At 59.6% G+C, this 19,352-nt stretch carries 15 protein-coding genes; 5 read left to right on the top strand and 10 right to left on the bottom strand.

The features are described from left to right. Nucleotides 1–20: 20 nt before the first annotated feature. Nucleotides 21–587: a hypothetical protein gene (locus DEH84_RS19120; RefSeq protein WP_058087138.1), complete on the bottom strand. Its 567-nt coding sequence runs from the start codon at nt 585–587 to the stop codon at nt 21–23. 300 nt (nt 588–887) lie between these two features. Here DEH84_RS19120 and DEH84_RS08725 point away from each other — a divergent pair, with 300 nt between their 5' ends. After that, complete coding sequence (locus DEH84_RS08725) at nt 888–2,270, top strand: serine/threonine-protein kinase (protein WP_109036505.1); 1,383 nt, start codon at nt 888–890, stop codon at nt 2,268–2,270. Nucleotides 2,271–2,534: 264 nt separating this feature from the next. Here DEH84_RS08725 and DEH84_RS08720 read toward each other — a convergent pair whose 3' ends face one another. Both DEH84_RS08720 and DEH84_RS08715 read right to left on the bottom strand, forming a co-directional pair. After that, nucleotides 2,535–2,813, bottom strand: coding sequence for a hypothetical protein (locus DEH84_RS08720; RefSeq protein WP_058087140.1), 279 nt, complete (start codon nt 2,811–2,813; stop codon nt 2,535–2,537). After that, nucleotides 2,810–3,853, bottom strand: coding sequence for a PRTRC system protein D (locus tag DEH84_RS08715; protein ID WP_058087161.1), 1,044 nt, complete (start codon nt 3,851–3,853; stop codon nt 2,810–2,812). The genes DEH84_RS08720 and DEH84_RS08715 overlap by 4 nt, the downstream gene beginning before the upstream one ends. Before the next feature lie 1,403 nt (nt 3,854–5,256). Between DEH84_RS08715 and DEH84_RS08710 the strand changes: the two genes are divergently transcribed. Next, nucleotides 5,257–6,264, top strand: coding sequence for a phage integrase N-terminal domain-containing protein (locus DEH84_RS08710; RefSeq protein WP_245932727.1), 1,008 nt, complete (start codon nt 5,257–5,259; stop codon nt 6,262–6,264). A gap of 61 nt (nt 6,265–6,325) precedes the next feature. On the opposite strand, the gene DEH84_RS08705 is transcribed toward DEH84_RS08710, so the two are convergent. Next, entirely contained in the window at nt 6,326–8,377 is a 2,052-nt protein-coding gene (locus DEH84_RS08705) for a ParB/RepB/Spo0J family partition protein (protein ID WP_109036503.1), read from the bottom strand. Between the two features lie 279 nt (nt 8,378–8,656). Here DEH84_RS08705 and DEH84_RS08700 point away from each other — a divergent pair, with 279 nt between their 5' ends. After that, the gene (locus DEH84_RS08700) at nt 8,657–12,070 is read left to right on the top strand and encodes a DEAD/DEAH box helicase (protein ID WP_109036502.1); all 3,414 of its coding nucleotides are present in this window, start codon (nt 8,657–8,659) and stop codon (nt 12,068–12,070) included. Here the strand turns inward: DEH84_RS08700 and DEH84_RS19115 are convergent. From DEH84_RS19115 to DEH84_RS08675, 6 genes are all read right to left on the bottom strand, one after another. Further along, nucleotides 12,023–12,475, bottom strand: a complete 453-nt coding sequence (locus DEH84_RS19115) for a hypothetical protein (RefSeq protein ID WP_159098917.1) — start codon at nt 12,473–12,475, stop codon at nt 12,023–12,025. The genes DEH84_RS08700 and DEH84_RS19115 overlap by 48 nt on opposite strands. Nucleotides 12,476–12,505: 30 nt before the next feature. Beyond that, the gene (locus DEH84_RS08695; RefSeq protein ID WP_109036501.1) at nt 12,506–13,225 is read right to left on the bottom strand and encodes a hypothetical protein; all 720 of its coding nucleotides are present in this window, start codon (nt 13,223–13,225) and stop codon (nt 12,506–12,508) included. 21 nt (nt 13,226–13,246) lie between these two features. Beyond that, complete coding sequence (locus tag DEH84_RS08690; protein WP_159098916.1) at nt 13,247–13,480, bottom strand: hypothetical protein; 234 nt, start codon at nt 13,478–13,480, stop codon at nt 13,247–13,249. 184 nt (nt 13,481–13,664) lie between these two features. Further along, complete coding sequence (locus tag DEH84_RS08685; protein WP_109036499.1) at nt 13,665–14,558, bottom strand: hypothetical protein; 894 nt, start codon at nt 14,556–14,558, stop codon at nt 13,665–13,667. Between the two features lie 79 nt (nt 14,559–14,637). Further along, entirely contained in the window at nt 14,638–15,657 is a 1,020-nt protein-coding gene (locus DEH84_RS08680) for a glycosaminoglycan attachment site (protein WP_109036498.1), read from the bottom strand. Between the two features lie 13 nt (nt 15,658–15,670). After that, entirely contained in the window at nt 15,671–16,636 is a 966-nt protein-coding gene (locus DEH84_RS08675; protein WP_109036497.1) for a toll/interleukin-1 receptor domain-containing protein, read from the bottom strand. Between the two features lie 188 nt (nt 16,637–16,824). Between DEH84_RS08675 and DEH84_RS08670 the strand changes: the two genes are divergently transcribed. Together DEH84_RS08670 and DEH84_RS08665 are read left to right on the top strand one after the other, a co-directional pair. After that, nucleotides 16,825–17,922, top strand: coding sequence for an SH3 domain-containing protein (locus tag DEH84_RS08670; protein ID WP_109036496.1), 1,098 nt, complete (start codon nt 16,825–16,827; stop codon nt 17,920–17,922). A gap of 65 nt (nt 17,923–17,987) precedes the next feature. Then, complete coding sequence (locus DEH84_RS08665; RefSeq protein ID WP_218929773.1) at nt 17,988–18,947, top strand: sulfite exporter TauE/SafE family protein; 960 nt, start codon at nt 17,988–17,990, stop codon at nt 18,945–18,947. Nucleotides 18,948–19,352 lie beyond the last annotated feature (405 nt).

Below are 19,352 nucleotides of genomic sequence, written 5' to 3'. Positions count from 1 at the left end.
CTCTTTGGGCTCATAGATGGTCACAGTCGCACCCCTTCGTCCAGTCCGGTGCTTCTGGTCGTTGGCCGGATCCTGGTGGTACGTGCTTCGACAAGGATGTTACCCAGCGAACCAATCGACAACGAGTCGATAGCCTCTTGAAAGCGACGAACTACCTTGTTAGCCCTGAACTCGCTCGTCTTTTCGAGGTAGTGCTCGTGAAAGGCCCTCAAGTTGGCTTGACCGCGCATCTTCGCGGCCACGCCAATTGCAATGTTGAAGCTCTCGGGCTCTAACTTGCCCTCGCTGACTAGCATCTGGCTGCACTTGACAGCGTTTTGCCCAAAGACCGACCCAGCAGCGAGAGAACGAGCGAGGTTCAACTGGTACATCGCAATTTCTGGAGAGCCCAGAGAATTGCCCTCGCAATCGAAGACACGCTTGATGGCCTTAAGCAAGGCACCAGACACCTCATTGAAGTCGCTTACGAGTGCGCTGGTGGCTGCATGAGTGACCTCCGCTTGTGCGTATGCAGCGTTGTCGCAAAGCTTAGCCAACTGTCGCCATGGCTTCCTAAGGCCAAGGCTTCTGTGCGGTCCGTCACTCATTGGATGCCCTCCATTTGTCAAAGTTTATGTTTTTTTTCTAGACTTTGTCAAATGATTCGTTTGACTGAATACAAACCCGGGCTACCAGGGCATAGTCAGGGACACCTTTTGCAGGCGGTGCCCATCGATACATGAACTCGACCTCCCTTTGCTCGGGGCTAGCCTGCACTGCAGGCTATCGAGTTTTATTGGAAAGCCACATGGGCACCTCATCGGCCACTTGCAAACGACGAGATGCGCCTAAGCTAAGGGGCTGACGGGAGGGGTTCCCGGGCCATACGTGCTGAGGGAGGCGATGACATGTCAAGTGCAGGTTCTGTTGTAGACGGCAAATACAAGGTTACGGGGCTGTGTAGTTCTGCTGGAGGCATGGGCACGGTCCTGTTCGTCAGTCCACTCGCCTTGCCTGACACGCGGCTCGTTCTCAAATATTGCAACCACACCGACGACGACACGAAGAATCGATTTCGACGTGAAGTCCGGGTTATGCAGAGCTTCAACGGAAGCCCCTACGTTGCCCCAGTCCTGGATGCGAACCTAGAACACTCGCCGCCCTACTTTGTCATGCCGTTCTTCGAACATGGTGATCTGATGAATCAGGCTGCGCACCTTCGACAAGACCTGGCGGTGGCGGAGCAATACCTAAATAGGATGATCGACTGCATCGAGCAACTACACAGCAAGAACGTCTACCATCGAGACATCAAGCCCCAGAATTTCCTCGTAGGGAACGGCACCTTGGTGGTGTCCGATCTGGGCTTGTGCGTACAACCGAACGCGGCTACTGCGTTCACCCGCACATCCGTATATGGCGGCACACCCGGATACATGCCACCGGAGTTCTTCGCGGGAGGATTCCGCCATGCAGATGCCTCAGATGACATCTACATGTTAGGCAAGACGTTTTTTGTACTGCTCAGCGGCTTAGACACACCAGACTTGACGCCGGGGCTCCTTCCGCCCCCGCTTTTTGTGGTCATTGAGCGCGCCTGCGCCCCGGACAAAGCACGCCGCTACCCATCGCTTTCCGCCTTGCGCCAAAGTCTAACTCTGGCCTTTAGCGTAATCCTTGGGCGAGCCAATGGCTCCGGCGGAGTGTTGGGAACACAGCAGGCAATCATCGATCGATGGCAGTCCACGAACCAAACTGACTTACTTGAACTGGGGCAGTTCATTGACGAGTTGGCCATGCTCTCACCCAGCGAACGCCACCGGGTATGCATAGACATGCCCTCCGACTTGTTCTATGCGATTGCCGAAGCGCCGTTACCCCCTGGACGGTTGGCAAGCTTCATTCAGGGCTATCTTGAAATGTCGCAGCACGCAGAGTACGGTTGGAGCTTTGCCGAAACAGTCGCCGACAACATGTCCATCTTGTTTCACTCTCAGCATGTCTTTGAGTCAGACAAGGCAGACGCGCTGAAAGCCGCAATCATCGCCGCCGATCGGCAGAATCGCTTCGCTGCCATGGACACCTGCAAGGCCATGATTGCTTCGGTCCAGGACAGCGGTCTTGCTCACCGAGTGTATGAACTCATGTTGGAGCATCCCAGCTACTTCATGGAAAAAATGGACCCCTTGACTTGCCGATCCCCTGCTGTGCGGCAAGCCATCGCGATCCTCAAGGCCAATGCCGAAGCGGTCCAGCAGCAATCAACGATGGGCAACCCCTTCCCCTCGTAAAACATTTTTGATCGGCATAAAGCGATCAGATCAGCGGCAACACGACTAGATCCGTCTATTGATCGCTTGCTAAGCGTCCATATCCGTTGATAGGTTCGACGAGGTATGTGGCTACCTTCAGCAGCGGATCAGCAAGACAAGTCTGGCCAAGCTGAACACCAGCAAAGGCAGACCTTCATTTTCAAGCTACGCCGACCACCTCAGGAAGAACGCCTGACGCGCTGCGTGCCACCCATCGGAGAAACCTCTTCGACAGCTTTCTGATCAGTCCGCGATGGACGGCCCGAACAAATCGTTGGTGATCTGTTCCCCGCGACCTACCTCCTCCCCTTGCTGATCACCGCCTGAGCGAGACGCCACGATGGAAACGATGTGCCCGCTCTGAATGAGCAAGCCATCGTATGCAAGCACCCTCAGTCGATTGATCCTCTTGGTGCCCTTGGGGAACTGGATCAGATCGTCGTACAGCCTGGGGTGATCGGCACGCGCCAATTCAAACACCAGCCGTATCGGTTCCCCACTGACCTTGGCGTTGGCATTCATGGCTTGCTCCCCGACGGCGTCGCACCTTGATCAGCCCGTGGCGCGGCCATCACCGTTCGCGCATAGTTCTGCCCTGCCAGTTGAAAGCCCCGCACATTGGCAAACATGGGTTCCTTGACCTCATGGATCTTGTGATTCGGGAACGCAGCCTTCACCGCCTTCTTGAACAGGAAGGCACCGCCGCCAACCAGGATGATGTTCTGCAAGCTATGTGGCGATTCAATGTACTGCTTCATCGCCGACACAGCCTGCTGCGCCACCGCCTCAGCCATGGGCATGAACCTGGTGATGTCGTAGGACTTCTGAAAAATCACAGGCTGCTTGCCCGTTCGCAAGGCCAGATCGATGGCGTCGAGGTCGCGATAGGGGCTGCCGATGTCCTTGCTGATTTCGGCCGCGATCAGGCGCAGCACATCCGACATGCCACGGTTGAACGAATGGCTTTGCTTTTGCACCTGCCTCATGCCCCTGGCCACCAACCAGTCGAAGGTTCGTGAGCCTGGGTCGATGATCAAGCTCTGCTCATTGCCGATGGTGGCCATCTTCTTGTGCACCGATGCGTAATGAGCCAACGCCCCTTGAGGCTGCGCCACAGCGAGTGCCTTGACGACAGTCACCGTCTTGCCACCCCCAACTTCATGCGTTCCCGTCATCGCTTTCTCCAGCGCCGCCTTCTTGAGGTGCAACAAGGCCACGGGCAGGCCCACCACCAGGAGGTCGATGCGACTTTGCTTCATCAGATGCAAGGCGCCTCGGAGCAAGGCCATGTACTCGGGCGTGTCGGTGTACTCGTCGTGCAATTGGGTTGCACGCACGGAATCGGCCACCAGGTGGACATCGGGCCCGACCTCGTAGAACAAGTGTCCAATGGGGATGGACACGGTTTTGCGCCGCTCGGATGCCGACCAGGCCTGAGTCTCGCTGGCGCTCGGGTAGGCAATGGAAGGAAAGCTGGCGCAGCGGATCTCGGTGCCCTCCGTGCCAACGACGTATTTGGTGTTGCCTGATCCGACATCCACCGCTCTGACGATCAAATCCATGATGAGCCTCCAAGGCGTGGGTTCATGAGCGATCAGCATCAGCAAGCTGACACGATCCCGCCACGGCAAACCCCGACTCAGAACACATGATTTCGGCATCGGTGCAGATTCACTGTCAGCCTGCATGCGCCGCAATGACATTAGCCTGTTGCCAAACCCTCGCGCTCTTGGTTCTGGGGTCGCGTGTGTCACCACGTTCTCATTCGAATGACACTCGTCAACCCCTGTCGCCACGCCCGAGGCAGGCGCCATCGAGGTCCACCTCAGCCCATCGAGAACCTGTGTTGGGAACCAGAGGCAGGATTTTTTGATGTCAAGCCCACGGGCTGTCTGGCGCCCAAGCCATATCAGTAAATAAGCACGGCTCAAGGGCATGTTGCGCGTACCAAGTTCGCCACGCACAAGGCCCCGGCAATGGGGACCATTGCGGTTGCGGGCCTTGACCGAAAGCTTCCCGGCGAGTCCACTACAGATTCCCGAGAGCCGTCCTGGCTCTGCTCCTGATGGAGCAAAAGGCGTCGCAGTCGTTACCTGCCCTCCAAGCTCTGGTCCTTGAACCGGAATTCGCCATCGCCCCTGAGGTGATGGCCATGAGGTCTTCTTCGCAGTGCATGCACCGATGGCCCAGCCAACTCCCAGAGTTGGGCGTTCCTGAAACGCGCCACGGTCTTCGAGCACGCAGTCGGCACCCGATGCCGAACCGCTGTTCCCGCCATCCCTTGAGCACGCGCCTTTGCGCACCGCACGGTTGTGTTTGCCTCTTTAGGCTCCCCGTGCGACCTCGCTCATGAACTCGGCACCGTCCTGGACTTTCGGTCAGGGGGGGACCCATGCGAGTGGATGGCGCTCCGAATCCAGAACTGATCCACCACAGACGCGAAAGGCCAGACCTCCGCGCCGATGCTGCCCTTGCCCCTGAGGCAAACCGGCATCACCAACCCCATGGCTGCAGAAATGCACAACTGGGACGGATCACCCGTTTCGTTTTTAAGAAAGACCGAGTTGGCCGGTGTCGATGCATCACTGCAGGCACACCGACCGACAAACCTTTGGGTAGGCGCCGCACCCGTCGTGGTTGCGTGCGGCGCTGAATGCTTGACCACGAACCGATGGGGCGACGGAATCCGCACCATTGGCGATCTCCATGGGATTCCACCTTCACTCACGACCAACCCGCTGTTCGGGCGGCGGGCCCTTGACCATGGGCACACATCATGTCTGACTCATCCCCCCCTCGATCCACAACGCTCAGATCACCACGGCGCCGGGTTCAGGAAGCATCCAGCCCGGGGCGCTCAAGCCAGCACCAACCCGCACGCCGTCAAAGCTGGGCGGGCAAGTCGCCCCAGGACATCCTGGCCCACTACCCCACGGGCAAGACGCCACCGCTCAAGGTGCTGGAGGTGTTGATCGAACTGTTTAACACCCTGCACACCTCGATGGCCAAAACCGTCTCACACAAAACACGGCAGGAGCGCGCCCAATTCCTGCGCCGATTCTTTCGGGACTTGAAGACCAAGGCCGGGTTCAAGACGGTGCCTGACCCGCGCAACCTGGGGCAAAAGCACATCCGGGCCATGGTGCAGGTCTGGCAGCAAGAGCACCTGGCCCCGGCGACGATCCAGACCTACCTGAGCTTTCTGCGTGGGCTGGCCATGTGGATGGGCAAGCATGGCTTCGTGCGATCACCAGACCACTACGGCTTGAGCGTTGACGAATACCAGCGCCATGAGTACGCCAGCCGGGACAAGGGGTGGTCGGCACAAGGGGTGGACATCGACACTGTGATTGCCCAGGTCTGTGAGCACGACCGCTTTGTGGGGGCCTCGTTGCGGCTGATCCGCGCCATGGGACTGCGGCGCAAGGAATCGGTGCTGTTTCGGCCATTTGAGAGCATCGTGCCCTTCGAGTCCACGGGCCTTCCGCCCGTGGACAAGTCGGCAGATCGATACGCCAGGATCAAAGGCAAGGGAGGCCGGGTGCGTCACATTCCACTGGACAGCCCTGAGCGACTTGCCGCCGTGGCATTCGCGCAGGGCGTGGTCAGCAGCCAGGATGCCCACATGGGCAACCCTGCCCATGACCTTCGCAAGAACCTCAGGCACTTTGACTACGTGTTGACCAAGTTCGGCATCACCGTGCGAGAACGGGGGGTGACCGCACATGGCCTGCGCCATGAGGTGCTGATCTCTCACTATGAGGCCCTGGCCGGGACCGCGCCCCCGGTGCGCGGCGGGCAGATGGTGCCACCGGAGCTGGACCGTCAGGCCAGACAATCCGTGTCCCGTTTGGCCGGGCATGCGCGCATACGTGCTTCGGGGGCCTACCTTGGTGCGGTGCGGGTGCAGCGCCATCCAGGATCACTGGATGTGGATGGCAAGACCGAAGCGCCGCCAGAGGGGTCGTCTTGACAAACGCCAACGGCGCAGAGCCCTTGTCTGCGCCGGGTTTGGGGGAAAAGCTCTGTGAGCCTCAGGCCGCTGACTCCGCGAGTTCATCGGCCTCAGAATGGGAATCGTCCAGACTGGCCGTCCCGACTTCGCCTGTCGCCGCAACCGAGGCAGCTTGGCCCCTCAGGCATCGCGGCAACCAGCCGGAGCCCGCCAAGGCCAACTCAGCGGCTACCACGGCGGCATCCTTCTTCATACCGGCCAGCGGCGCTGCCACGTTGATGTCCCTCGCCTCGGTGACCACCTCCACCACGCGGCTCTTGGACACATGGTTCAGGTAGGAAGGGCCGTTGGCTGTCCACCAGCGGCGCATGTCCAGGCCCAAGGCCTGTGCCAGCACGTCGGTGCGTTGGGTCGGTGACTCCACGCCCTGAATGCCTGTGACTGAGCACGCCACCGCCACGGTCAGCAGTTGGAGCACTGTGGCTTGGTCTTGCGCCAGCAACCACGGGAACACGGCATCCAGATCTTGGGGCAGCTTCTGCGCCCAGGCGCTGCGCTCGGCCTCCATGCGCAGCCATGCCGGGCTGGCCTCGATGTCATCGGCAGCAGATTGCAGCGCAGACTGGCTGTCCGTGACCGAGACATCCAGCACCTGTGGCTGCTGGTGGTAGCGGTAGTCGCGGCTCAGGAACAGCTTCTGCGCCAACTGGGCCGTGAGTGCCACCAAGGCCACGTCCGGGCGCGCAATCAATTCGGCCTGCACGGCGGCGACCCGGTGTGCCGTCAGGCGGCGCATCAGCTTGTCAGAGTGAACCGGGCGAACCTTGGCCGATGGGCCAGACAGCATATCCCCTTGCCCACCGCACTCGCCTGTCTGCCCTGTGCCCTGGGTCAGGACATGGGCCACGGCACTGCGGTCCTCCGGACGGATCAGGCCACATTTCACCGTGGCCGCGCCGTTGTGCCCCACGTGGACCACGCACCCGGCCTGCGTCATCAGGTCGGCGGGCCACACGCTCAGTTCATCGTCGATGGCCTTGAGCCGCAATTGCAAGGCTGCTTGCTCGCTTTCAAGCTCCTGGTACACCGCGCCATCATCCTGATCGGCGTCATCGTCGTCCATGTCTTCCAGCGCATCCAGACGCTGTTGAACGGCCTGCATCGCGGCCTCCAGTTCCGCCAGCGCAGTGGCCTCGTGCTCGGTGGGTTCGCGTCGCACTTTGCGCAACTCGACGTGGCCGTTGTACTCGTCACGGTCATAGCGCACTCGAACGTCCACCCACTTCCAGCCCTCGGCACGCACCTGCTTGGCCTTCTTGCTGAGCTTGTCCACGGCCAGCCGCTCCAGCAATGGCGCGTCCAGCAGGTAAGCCTTCTTGTCATCGTCGCTGAACAGGTCGCGGCGTGTGGCCCCACCGGCCTTTTCGTATGCCTTGAGCGTCACGTACTTCGCCACCGGGTCACGGTCGGACTCGATGTCGCCCTGCGTCAGCAACTGACGCAAGTAGTCGGGGCGGCGGTTCCATTGGGGCAAGCCAGCCCAGGCCTGTTCCTGCTTTTCGTGGTCATCGACCGACGCCAGCACCATCAGGCATTCCAGGCTGATGTCATCCGCCCGGAACTCGTCCATCAGCTTGGGCGACACGCTTGCCAGCTTCATGCGGCGCTTGACCACCAAGGGTGTGACGCCAAAGGCCGCTGCCACCGTCTCGACGGACTTGCCCTCGCCCAACAGGCGAGAGAAAGCAAGGTACTCGTCGGCGGCATGCATGGGCACGTGAAAGATGTTCTCGGACAGGCTGGCCATCAGCGCCTTGTCAGCAGGCACGATGAGGATGGGCACAGGGTAGTTGTCGGGGATATCGCCGTTGCTCATCAGCAAGTTCAGCGACTCCAGGCGACGGCCACCGGCGCACACTTCAAACAGGCCACGCGGGTCCTTGATGACGATCAGGTTCTGCAACACGCCGCAGTCCAGGATGGACGCGGCCAACTCGGCGATGCTCATCTTGCTGGTGCTGCCGCCTGGGCGCACCTGATGGTCTGCCGACAGCACCAGCTTGTTCAAGGGGGCTGTGGTGCGGGGGGATGCCGCGATCACGGCATCGATCTCTGCCTTGGTGAATTTCATGAGGGGCTCCTGCACGGTTGAGGGACATGCCTTGTGCGCGTCCATGCATTCAGAATCTCATCCGCCCCTCTGAAATCAAGGTCGTGGACATGGCCGTCCACAGGCCCTCAATCCACTCCACCCATCGATCCACAAGGAACTTTGTGGCCGCAACCCTTCCTTGAAGCGCTGTACCATTTCCACTGTTTCGGTCTGGTTGCCACGCGCGCAGATCACCCACCCTTGATCGGTCAGGACACGCTGTAAGTACGCGCCGATATTCACCGACGAGGTCTTTCGTTGAACGCATCGGCTACCGCTCCGCTTTCTGTCCTGCGCTTCTGGCGTGACCTGGAAGTCTTCAACATCCCCACCGCACCATCGGCCAAGGACAGCAGCGACCAGGTCAAGATCGTCACGCTCAGGCGCGGCGATGTCCTGCCTTGGCAACACCCTCACTTTCAGCCAACACAAGAGCATGGCTACGTCCATGTCGTCTATGTGGGCGTGGCCGACACGGAGGACCTCTCCCGGTTGATGCTGCAATCGGTGTTCCCCGAGGAAGACCTCAGCGAGCGCGAACGCCAGCGCGCAACCGGAAACGGCTGGCTTGCTGCCTTCGTCGCCAACGAAGATGGCCACCCCAAGCTCGACAGCTACCTGCCTGCCAGCTTTGCACACGGGGTCGATGCGCTGTGGCATTCCGAGCCGCTGGAGAACGTCAACGCCCGACTGGCACGTGCCACCGATGAGTTCGGTCAACGACGCCACCACCTTCGGCCCGTCGCCACCGACGCGCAGCAAACACCGACCACTGGCCAGCCGGACACCCCACCAGCGCCAAACCCCTTGACCTGGGGCGATCTGGACGAAGAGTTGCGCGCCGTGTGCAAGCTGCTGGGCCCAGGGGCCGATGCGGCTGATCTGGACTGGCGTGTGGTGGTTCGGGTGTCACGGGTCAAGCGCCGTTTCCTCGACGACAGCCTCAACGCCGCCATCGACTACCTGAACTCCTTCTACCTGGATGACCTCAACCGCCTGATCACTCAGGGGGGCAAGAACAAGCCTTTTGGCAAAGCCCTGAGCACTTTTCTGGGCGCGCCCATAGCACCCGAACAACGCATCGACATCCTGAACGACCACGCGGCCATGGGTGAACTGGTGAGCGTGGCCCGCTTGCCCAGCGCTCGTTGGCCAGCCTCACCAGAGGCCCCGCTGGTGCTGGCTCAGCAGGCCGCGGTGGCCCAGGTGCTCAGCACCTTGGGACGCGATGGCGGCACGCTGGGCATCAACGGCCCACCGGGCACGGGCAAGACCACCTTGCTGTGCGACGTGATCGCCGAGGTGGTCACAGAGCGCGCACGCAAGATCGCCGCGCTCAGCCGCCCCATCGAGCTGTTCGAAGACAGCGTGAGCGTGGCGGGCAGGAATTTCTTCCCCCTCAAGGCCAAGGTGGTGGGCGGCTCGTCCATCGTTGTGACCAGCACCAACAACAACGCGGTCAAGAACATCACGCAAGAGCTGCCTGCACGCGAGAAGGTGCACAGCGACTTTGCCTCGGCCACCTACTTTGACGAGGTGATCCGAGAGGTGTTCGCGGCCCAGAAGGTGGTGGACGACGACAAGCAACCCATCGACTGCTGGGGCCTGGTGGCTGCCGCATTGGGCAACGCCGGGAACCGCCGATCTTTCGCCCGGGGATTTTTTCGGGACGAAGCGCGTCAGGCACCCAACACCGAGACGTCATCGCCCGGCAATGCACAAGTAGACGATGCCCCAGGTGCGGCCGCTCAAGCTAGCACGCCTGCGCCCGCCGATCCGTTGCCACCGTCGATCAAACAACTGCTGGAAGCGGCCAGCAACGACTACACGCGCTATCAGGGCGAATGGCATGCGGCCAAGAAGTCCTTCCTGGCGCTGCTGGATGACTTCGATGCCCGCCGTGGCGTCTTGCTTCAAGCTGAAAAAGCGGCTCAGCGGATCGATGCCTGCCAACTGCGGGTCAATGCCCAGCGTGATGCCGTGCAGGCCCTGGCCGAAGCCATCGACCAAGCCAGCCGCCACCTCAAACAGCTTCAGGACAACAAGGCCATCCAGCATGCCTTGGTCGATTCCCGCCGGGCCACGCTCGACCAGGCGCGTTCACAATGCCTGCCCAAGCTGTGGGACAAGCTGTGCGCTTTGTTTGGGCAGGACACCGAACGCATGAAGACGCTGCGCGCCACGCTGGTCGAGCCCACGCTGGCCTTCGCACAATCCACCGAAGCGCTGGCCCAACTGGCGCAGGATGGCGCCATGGCCGAGGCACGGCTTGAGCAACAGCGCGAGGCGCACCGCACCCAGGTCTTGACACTACAGGGTTCCGAGCGCGAACTGCAAGGCCACCAACGTGCGCTGAAAGCCGGACACGACGCCGGGGCGCGGCACTTCCCCAACGCCAGTTTCTGGCAACTGCCCGCCGATCAGCGCCATCGCGCGTCGGTGGCGGTCAGCCCCGCGCTGGACGCACTGCGGGCTCGCATCTTCCTGCAAGCCATGGAGCTGCACCGACTGACAGTGCTGGCCAACGCAGGCAAGTTCATCGGCAACCTGCGCGCCGTCAACGGCATGCTCACCGGTTCGCTGAAAGACAAGCTGTCCTTGGAGCAGCGCCCCCTGTTGTGGGACGCCTTCTTCTTCATCGTGCCGGTGGTCTCGACCACCCTCGCCTCCTTCGACCGCCTGTTCGCTGGCATGGGTCAGGACAGCCTGGGCTGGCTGCTGATCGATGAGGCAGGACAAGCCACCCCGCAATCTGCAGCAGGTGCCATCTGGCGCAGTCAGCGGGCAGTGCTCGTGGGCGATCCCTTGCAGATCGAACCCGTGTTCACCGTGCCCCTGATGCTGGTCGAAGAGTTCCGCCGCCGCCACGCCGTGGACCCCTTGTGGTCACCCAATGACGAATCGGTTCAGACCCTGGCCGACCGTGTCACCCGGCATGGCTCCTGGGTCGCATCCCAAGTCACGGGCACCGTCGTAGATTCGGAGAAGGCTCAGCCCATTTGGACAGGCATGCCCTTGCGCACGCACCGTCGCTGCGACGATCCCATGTTCAACGTGGCCAACCGCATCGCCTACGCCGAACAGATGGTGCATGGCCGTGTGGACGATCAAGGCCAGCCTGAGAAAACGAAGTTCACCTGCGTGCTTGGTGACAGCGCCTGGCTGGACGTTCGCGCCACCCGCGCCAGCCATCCGGTCGTCGAAGACGAACTCCATGTCCTGGTGAACTGCCTGCGCCAACTTCAACAGCAACCGGCGTTCACACCTGCCAGGAAGGCCGGAGGCAAGGACAAGGCCGCCAAGGTGTTCGTGATCTCGCCGTTTCGCAAGGTCAAGAACGCCTGCATCAAGCGGATCAAGGATTCAGGGTTGGGCCAGATCGAATGCGGAACCGTGCACACCTTCCAGGGCAAGGAAGCAGAAATCGTGTTCCTGGTGCTGGGCACGGCCCCTGGTCAGGCCGGGTCAGGAGCGCGTGCCTGGGCCTCGGGCAAGCCCAACCTGCTGAACGTGGCCATCACGCGGGCCAAGCATCGCCTGTATGTGATCGGGGATGCCTCGCAATGGGGTGGACTCAACCACTTTGACCAATTGGCCGAAGACATGCCTGCCCGACAAACCCCATCAACGCCCCGGTCGTTTGACGCCATTGCTCATGAAGCCCGCCTCTAGATGTTCAAAGCGTGTCCATGTGTCTTTCTTGAGGAAGGACACCGTCGCATCGTCATCCAGCCCTTGGCGAAAATTCATTTCCTCCTGAATGATCGCATCGGCAATGGCGATGCACCACTCAGGCGCGTACTGGGTTTCGTCTAGAAGAACGTTGTCTTGGCGCCCGGAATTCACCGCCAAGCAGGCTTTGTCCCACCAACGAATCACCCTGAGCAGCTCGTCCTTCAGACCAGGCTTCTCTGGGAGTTTCCCAGCTATGCACGATGTGCTGAGGGCATCAATGGCTGAGCGACGAGCGAGTTGCTTCAGCCGGTCCTCCTCATGATGCGCTTCACACAAGCCTCCCAGGAACGGAGCCTCCTCACAGCCCCATCGTCTGCAGGTCAGCGTTTTCTTTCTTCCCACGTTGTACCTTTCGTGTTGACACCAGTTGCGTCAGCTGCGCAATCCAAACACATCATTCGCAGCAAACAACAATGTCGGTCCCGGGCACCATGCCGCCTGGTCATCCGACGGCAGTTCATGGGGAAACGGCACCATGTTGAGTTCGTAGAGGTGCAGCATGCCTTCTATGGGCATGTAACTGCCATCCAGCTTTGAACACGTTGGGCAAGCATGGCGTGAGCCGACGGCATGCACGTCATGGTTCTTCAACATCCTGGATCGCCGCAACACCTCATAGTTGCGACTGAGGGCCCGAACGAAGCCGCCGACAGCTAAGTTGTCGCAAACCCCCATGAGCGCGTCCAATCCTTCGTTGGCGACCCGATAGTCAGGTGATGACGCCATGAACAGTGCGTCCACAATAGGCATACAGCCCAAGGTAAGACCTGCCAAATCCGGCATGAAGCTCACTTCACTGAGGGTTGGCAAAAAGCGGTTGAAATCGGGGGCACTCATGTGATACCCATTGAGCTCGATATCCCGTTCCTGCGCGATCAAGCGGTTGGCAGCATCGACCCGGTCTTGCTCCATCTGGAAAGGGGACCGTCCTGCCTGACGCGCCTGGACGATCTGAGCCAGCGTCTCCGCCTCCACCTTGTCCATCAGACGTTTGTAATCAGGCTCGGTCAGGGTCAGATACGCGCCGACAAGTCCATTGATCTCAGTCCTGATCTTTTGCTTGTACCGCTCTTCCTCAGGTGTCAGATGCATATGCCTTGTCCACAGTCCGCGTCAATCGCTGACGCTGAAGTTGATGGCGCTGATCGGGATCCGAGCGTGCAGGCATTCTGGATCTGTCAGCCACTGTGGCAACAAGGACAGCTCAAGATGGATGGGGATGGAGGCATCTTCCATGGTCCCCTTTGTCAGGGCATGGACCAGCGCCTGGCGATCACGGGAAGACAGGTGAAAGTTGAGCATCGCGCCATCGGATCGATGGCGAACGTAGATTTCAATACCGCTCATGTTCGGCGCCTACACACACGTAGGTGTTGATTGTGCCCACGGTGCAGGACAGGTGTCATTCACCCTGGCGGGCAAATTTATCCACAGAAACTGGGGATAACTTACCGCATTGGAGGGCAATTGTCCGCCTGCCCATAGCAGAAACCTCGGGCTGCTCCTTTTTGGGGCAACCCTTGCCAAGGGCTCAACGCGCCCAACCCAGATCACGAAGCACAAACCCAAGGGCCTCGATAGCGAAGGCACCATCGGCGTCCGTGACGTCGCGGGTGCCCAGACGCTGCTGCTCATTGGACTTGCCCCTGGGGTGGAGCTTGCAGACGACATCTGCTGCTGCACGAAACAGCTTTGATTCCGGTGGCAGCTTCGCAATCAACGCGCCAAGGTCCTTTTCAATGACCTTCGCATCCTCCCCGGCATCCAGATGAAGGTGCGCGGACAAGATCACGCCCATCGCATCTCGGCAGAGGTCCACCACAGTGATGCCACTAGATCGATGCGCGCCGTCTACCACCTTGATGACGGCGGCGCTCACACGCTCTCTCGCTGCTGACGGAATGGCATCCAAGACCAGATCGGGCAGAAAACCGAGGTTCGAGCGGGCACGCATTGTCACCACATCCTCGTCGTTGCCCGACCGCTCGACTGAGACGATGTTCCAGACTGTGACTGCCGCCCCCGCACCTAGAACGACCAGCGTGCGTGGCGTGGTCACCAATCGCTGACTCACATTGCCCATTGGGCTGAACGAAATGAGCGACTTGGTGAATCGCCCTTCATGGGCTTGGTGACCGACATCCTCGGGCAAGACCGGGTGCTTGTGGACCCACCACTGATCAGGCTGTTGCCGCCCCGCCACCTCGTAGAACCGGCCCCGCCTGATGCGACTGACAGGGTCGAAGTAATCTTCCCTGAAGACGCACATGGCGCTGCGAAGAGCACCGCTGCAGGGCACTTTGCGCCAGTCGGCCTCAGCCTGAACGAAGGTGGCAACAGAAACCATCGGGGCTGGTGAGACGCCATGTCCGTGGTTGGACAAGCCTTCGTACATCAGCCAGGTGTTGGGGTCGAACGCAATCATGTGTTGGCGATTGAAGAAAGTTGCTCAGCAGGCCATTGAGCCCAGGAAAGACGAGACAAATGCATGAACCTACCGCCCTTCAGGCGCGCTCCCTGACCGACATGAGCGTGCGCACCAACAGAAAGTCCTCAGGGGCATCAATGAGCAGCTCGCCGTCGGTCGCCACATGTACCTCTGCAACCCGCGCGTGAGAAAGCATGCCCTTGGCAATCGGGCGACGTGCAAATGGGTTGTGCAGCACGTAGGCGCCGTCGAGCAAGTGCTCCTCGTAAGCAGCCTTCAACGTGGCCTTGATCCTGGGCTTGATGTCATCGCCATTGGGGTGATAGGTGGTGTAGACCGTCTTTGCCAACGGGTTGTCCGCCAACGCACGCACTTTCCCCCAGGTAGCCAGGGAGCTGTACACGACAGCGGAGACTTCAGCATATTGGTCGTCGCAGAACAAGCCGAGCGGGATGTCAACGGTTTCCGACTTCGCAGCAGAACTGACGTTGTAGCTGACAACACGACGCGCTCCTCTCGGCGTTGCACTTTCATCGTGGTACAGACCATAGAGTGCAGCAAAGATTGGACGACTGGCCGCGAAGTGCGCAAGCGGGCGATCAAAAGCGCCAATGCCGATGACAAAAGGCTTGTCAGCGACATGGGGCAAGGTCGAGTAGTAATTGCGATAGCGCCTGACTTTGGCATTGAAGCTATTACAAATCCGCAAAGCCGCCTCTCTGTTGAACTCAGTGAAATCGTCTGGAATGTCTGCGATCGAATATCCGATGGGGGCCTTCCCGCCTTTAGCTGGCGCGGCAATGGCCGCCTCGACGCACAACGGCATCGGTTCACCAACCACAAAATCGGGAGAGGCAAAGGACATATCGGGGGACAGCCCCCAGCCCCTCAAAGCGGCATTGAGATACAACTCCCAAAGACCTGACTCAAAAGTCATCTGAAATTCCTGTACGAACTTCCCGTCGCGGTCTTCAAATCCTCTAGCCCAAGCATTGAGCACGGCACGCTCAGGCGCGTACTGTTCGTCCAGCAGCATCCTGAAAACCTGATGCTGCCGGGCCGTTTCCACTTGCGGGGTGAACAGATCGAATGTCATTGTTCCCTTTGGCCTACTGCAATTGCTTGATCAACAGCTCCCAGAAGAACTCAGCGAGTCCCTCGTGAGAAAGCTTGTCATCCCTTCCCCTGTGCATCGCCATGCCCAAAGGTTTGAAGTACATGGCCTGATCGTCCTTGTCCACAGACACCATCTCGTTGTAACTGCCTGCCGGTGCAGAAGGATCTGACGAATAGGTGATCCCACCGCTGCGGAACCCCAAAGCACCAAGACGGATACCGCACTGGCTAACTTTCTTGCCGTCACGGTAGATCACGCCACTGAACGCATTGGCGTCTATCCGACGAAAGACGCCTTCGACGCCCGTCGTTCTGGCTTGCAATTCAGCCAGAGATCCTTCAAAAAAACGCGCCAGGTAATCAAATGCGGCATGCAGGAATTCATCCTGGTCACGCTCGGTGAACTCCTTGCGCATGCGCAGGTTGCTGGATCGAGGCAGCGACACCTGTTCTGCTCGAACAGGGCTGGCCACTGCAGGCGGCTGAGCCCTGCTGACGGTACCCGCGTCATGAGCACGCCCGCCCAGTTGCGTCACAACAGCCCGGATACTGCGCGCCACGTCGGTGTAAGCCTCGTCGTGGTTGGCCCACATGGTGATGGCCTTGCCATCCTTGGGTACCGCCATCAAGCCACTGAGGGGCGGTTGCTGCCAATCGCAAGGCCGAACGATCACCGGAATGACTTGCGCTTCCCCCCTGCTCTGGCGCTCCAGCGCACGCGCCATTTCAATGGAATAGCAGTAGCGCGAGGACAAAAAACTCGCACTCACCAGCAGCAAGATCACATCCGCCTGGTTCAACTGATCGTCAATGACCTGGTTGAGGTCGGCGCCCGCCAGGATACGACGGTCATGCCAGGATTCGATCAGCCCCTCATGTCGGAGCAACGCCAGGTGTTTCTCCAGTTGGTCCCGGTATGCCTCATCGTCATGCGAATAGGAAAAGAAAACCTTGGCCATGCGTGTCTGTGGATTCGTTGAAGTTTGGGACAGGGTTTGCCCCTCATTGGCACTCGCGCACAACGAGTGCCAAACACTATATCTAGTTATTCTCGCGCACTCAAGCGCTACATGTAGTGCCCACCTCAGAGGCCGCTCCTTGACTAGGGCAAACACACGAGCAGCTTCATCAGTCAAAATGCGTGTCCATGAACGAGACAAAAAACTTGGCTGACATCGACAAACTTGGTGGCGTGGATTGGCGACGTCACTTACCCGACACATTGGTGCAGTCCTTGGTGAAGGCTTCCGACGTCACAGCAGGCTGGCGCAAGCATCTGGACGCGCTTGGGCCGGCGGCGGACCTCCAACGCATCATGCGTCAGCACGAGGGGCTCAGCGCGCATGCTGCTGCAATCCGCGTAGCGCAGCTGAGTCAGCAGCAGATGCTGGGCAAACAATACGCGGACATCCTTGCCTCGGCCGCCCCCTTCACAGGAAACGCGGCGTTGTTTGGCGATCTTCAACGGCAAATTGACGCCGCGTCGAGCAGCGTTTCAGTTGAGTTGATGCGCATGGTTGACGACATGTCCAAGGGCTCCGCATTGAGGGCGGCCATGGACATGGCCAAGGCTTGGCAAGACCCGTTCGAAGACATCCGAAAGAGCCTGCTGGGATATCAAACGCCGTTTCAAAGACTGACCGAAAAGGCACTCGTCGATTCCATCGCCAAGTCAGGCTTGCACGCCAGCCTCAAGAGCACAGATTTCAGCGCCGTTTGGCAAGAGTTAGACGCCAAGCTCAAGGCGCAGGCATCCGTGGCGATGCGGACCATCGCACACGAGGCGGCCGAACAACCGACCCCGGAAGCCGCTCTTGAACAAATCTTGGCAGCCATTGCCCAGACAAGCGAGCCCAAGCTGCAGAAGGTGCTGTGGCTCATTGTTGTGCCCATGGTGTTTCTGCTGCTCAATGCGTTCTTGGCGCCTATCGGCGACTTCTACGTCAAGAGGTTGCTGGAAGAAAAGCCTCGCCAAGAAGCCCACAAAGCTGTCAAGCAAGCTGCTTCGGACACCGTCGGAGACCTGAGGCTCTTGAGCGACTACCGCTACGTTGCCACGAACTCCCTGATGGTTCGCTCAAGTGCATCGGCCCGGTCCCCAGTCATAGGCCAGCTTCACTTTGGTCAGACAGTGCATGTTCTACAGAAAGACAAGGACTTCACACTCGTTTCGTGGACCAGCCCTGACCACACATCCAGCGTTCAAGGTTGGGTCTTTTCTCGGTATTTGAAGCGCTTTGAATGATCTGCATAACGGAAAAATAGCTATCGCACATCGTCAATCGCTTCATCAGACTGGACACAGTCTCTTTGCCATTCCAACTGCACGCACCAACGGCGTACGCATTCAGCAAAGTCGCCCTGACGCTTCTGAACTCGCGAATTGATGAAGGGGTCAAGCCGAATTTGCATATGCCAATTGCATATAAAAGGCTGAGTCAGAATGGCCTGATGTACTTTCATACGTCTGGTATCGCCGTATCGCCCGTCATCCCGTTTGGTGCAGCCTTCGTCGTTTCCTTCCTGACCTCAATGGTAGGCATTTCCGGAGCATTTCTGCTCGTGCCTTTTCAAATTAGTGTGCTTGGCATCACTTCGCTCTCGGTGTCAGCAACCAACCTGGTTTTCAATCTGGTCTCCACACCTGGTGGCATCTGGCGTTTTGCACGTGATGGCCGACTCGACGTCCGACTGGGTCTCCTGATTGCAGCTGGAACACTACCAGGCCTGTTCATCGGATGGTGGGTTCGAACGCATTGGCTCTTCGACCCCCACAGCTTTCGGCTCTTCGTCGGCGGCGTGTTGTCTTTGCTTGCCGTACGCATGTTGCTGCCCCAGAGGGCAGGACGTCGGCATGTCGTTTCGCCGCGGTTTACGGAGAAGACCGTCTCGACTGTTGCTGCACTGGCATTAGTCGTCGGGGTCATCGGCGGCACGTATGGAATCGGTGGGGGCGCGCTGATGGCGCCCGTTCTCGTGGGATTCCTAGGCCTGCGTATCCCTGCCGTCGCTGGTGCAACACTGCTAGCAACATTCATCACCTCGATAGCGGGCGTCAGCATCTACAGCTTGCTGCCAGGTCCCGACGGTGCACAGTCCTCACCCGATTGGCCCTTGGGGCTGCTATTGGGGCTTGGTGGGCTCGTCGGCACCTACATCGGCGCCTTTGCTCAGAAATATCTGCCAGAGGGAATGCTACGCGTGGGCTTGGCGCTGCTGATCGCGGTCCTTTCGCTCACATATTTCTTGCAGTCGCTGCTCGCGCGATGACCGATGGGTTGCCGAACGCTTGTCAATGGGCCACGGCCAAGCGATGCCATTCACCATGCTTTGTCGATGGCGTTCCCTGCCTTCCTAGCCTGATCTATTGAGCAAAAGGCAGGGGAAATCCATACTGCAATGGCTACCTGTGGACATCGCGTTCACGAAGCCTTCAATGGAGATTTCGGTCTCCCTGAAGTCCAGCCATGCTGGCGTCGCAGTCGTGACCTGCCTTGTAGAAGCTGAACCTCGGTTCAGCTAGGCCATGTCAATGGCCTTGTGCCTCGTTCAGCCCTCATGCTGAACACCGTGTCATCGGCGCACCTCACCGTGCCGCCGCCGAGCCGCTTCAACCGCCAAGGTTGAAGCATCCCAAGTTGGGGAACCACCATGTTCCCCATCGGGACGAGGCGT

Origin of the sequence: Aquabacterium olei, assembly GCF_003100395.1 — a bacterium.
Lineage (GTDB): Bacteria > Pseudomonadota > Gammaproteobacteria > Burkholderiales > Burkholderiaceae_C > Aquabacterium > Aquabacterium olei.
Note: the sequence above shows the minus strand (reverse complement) of the source record. Positions and strands in the feature narration are given on the sequence as shown.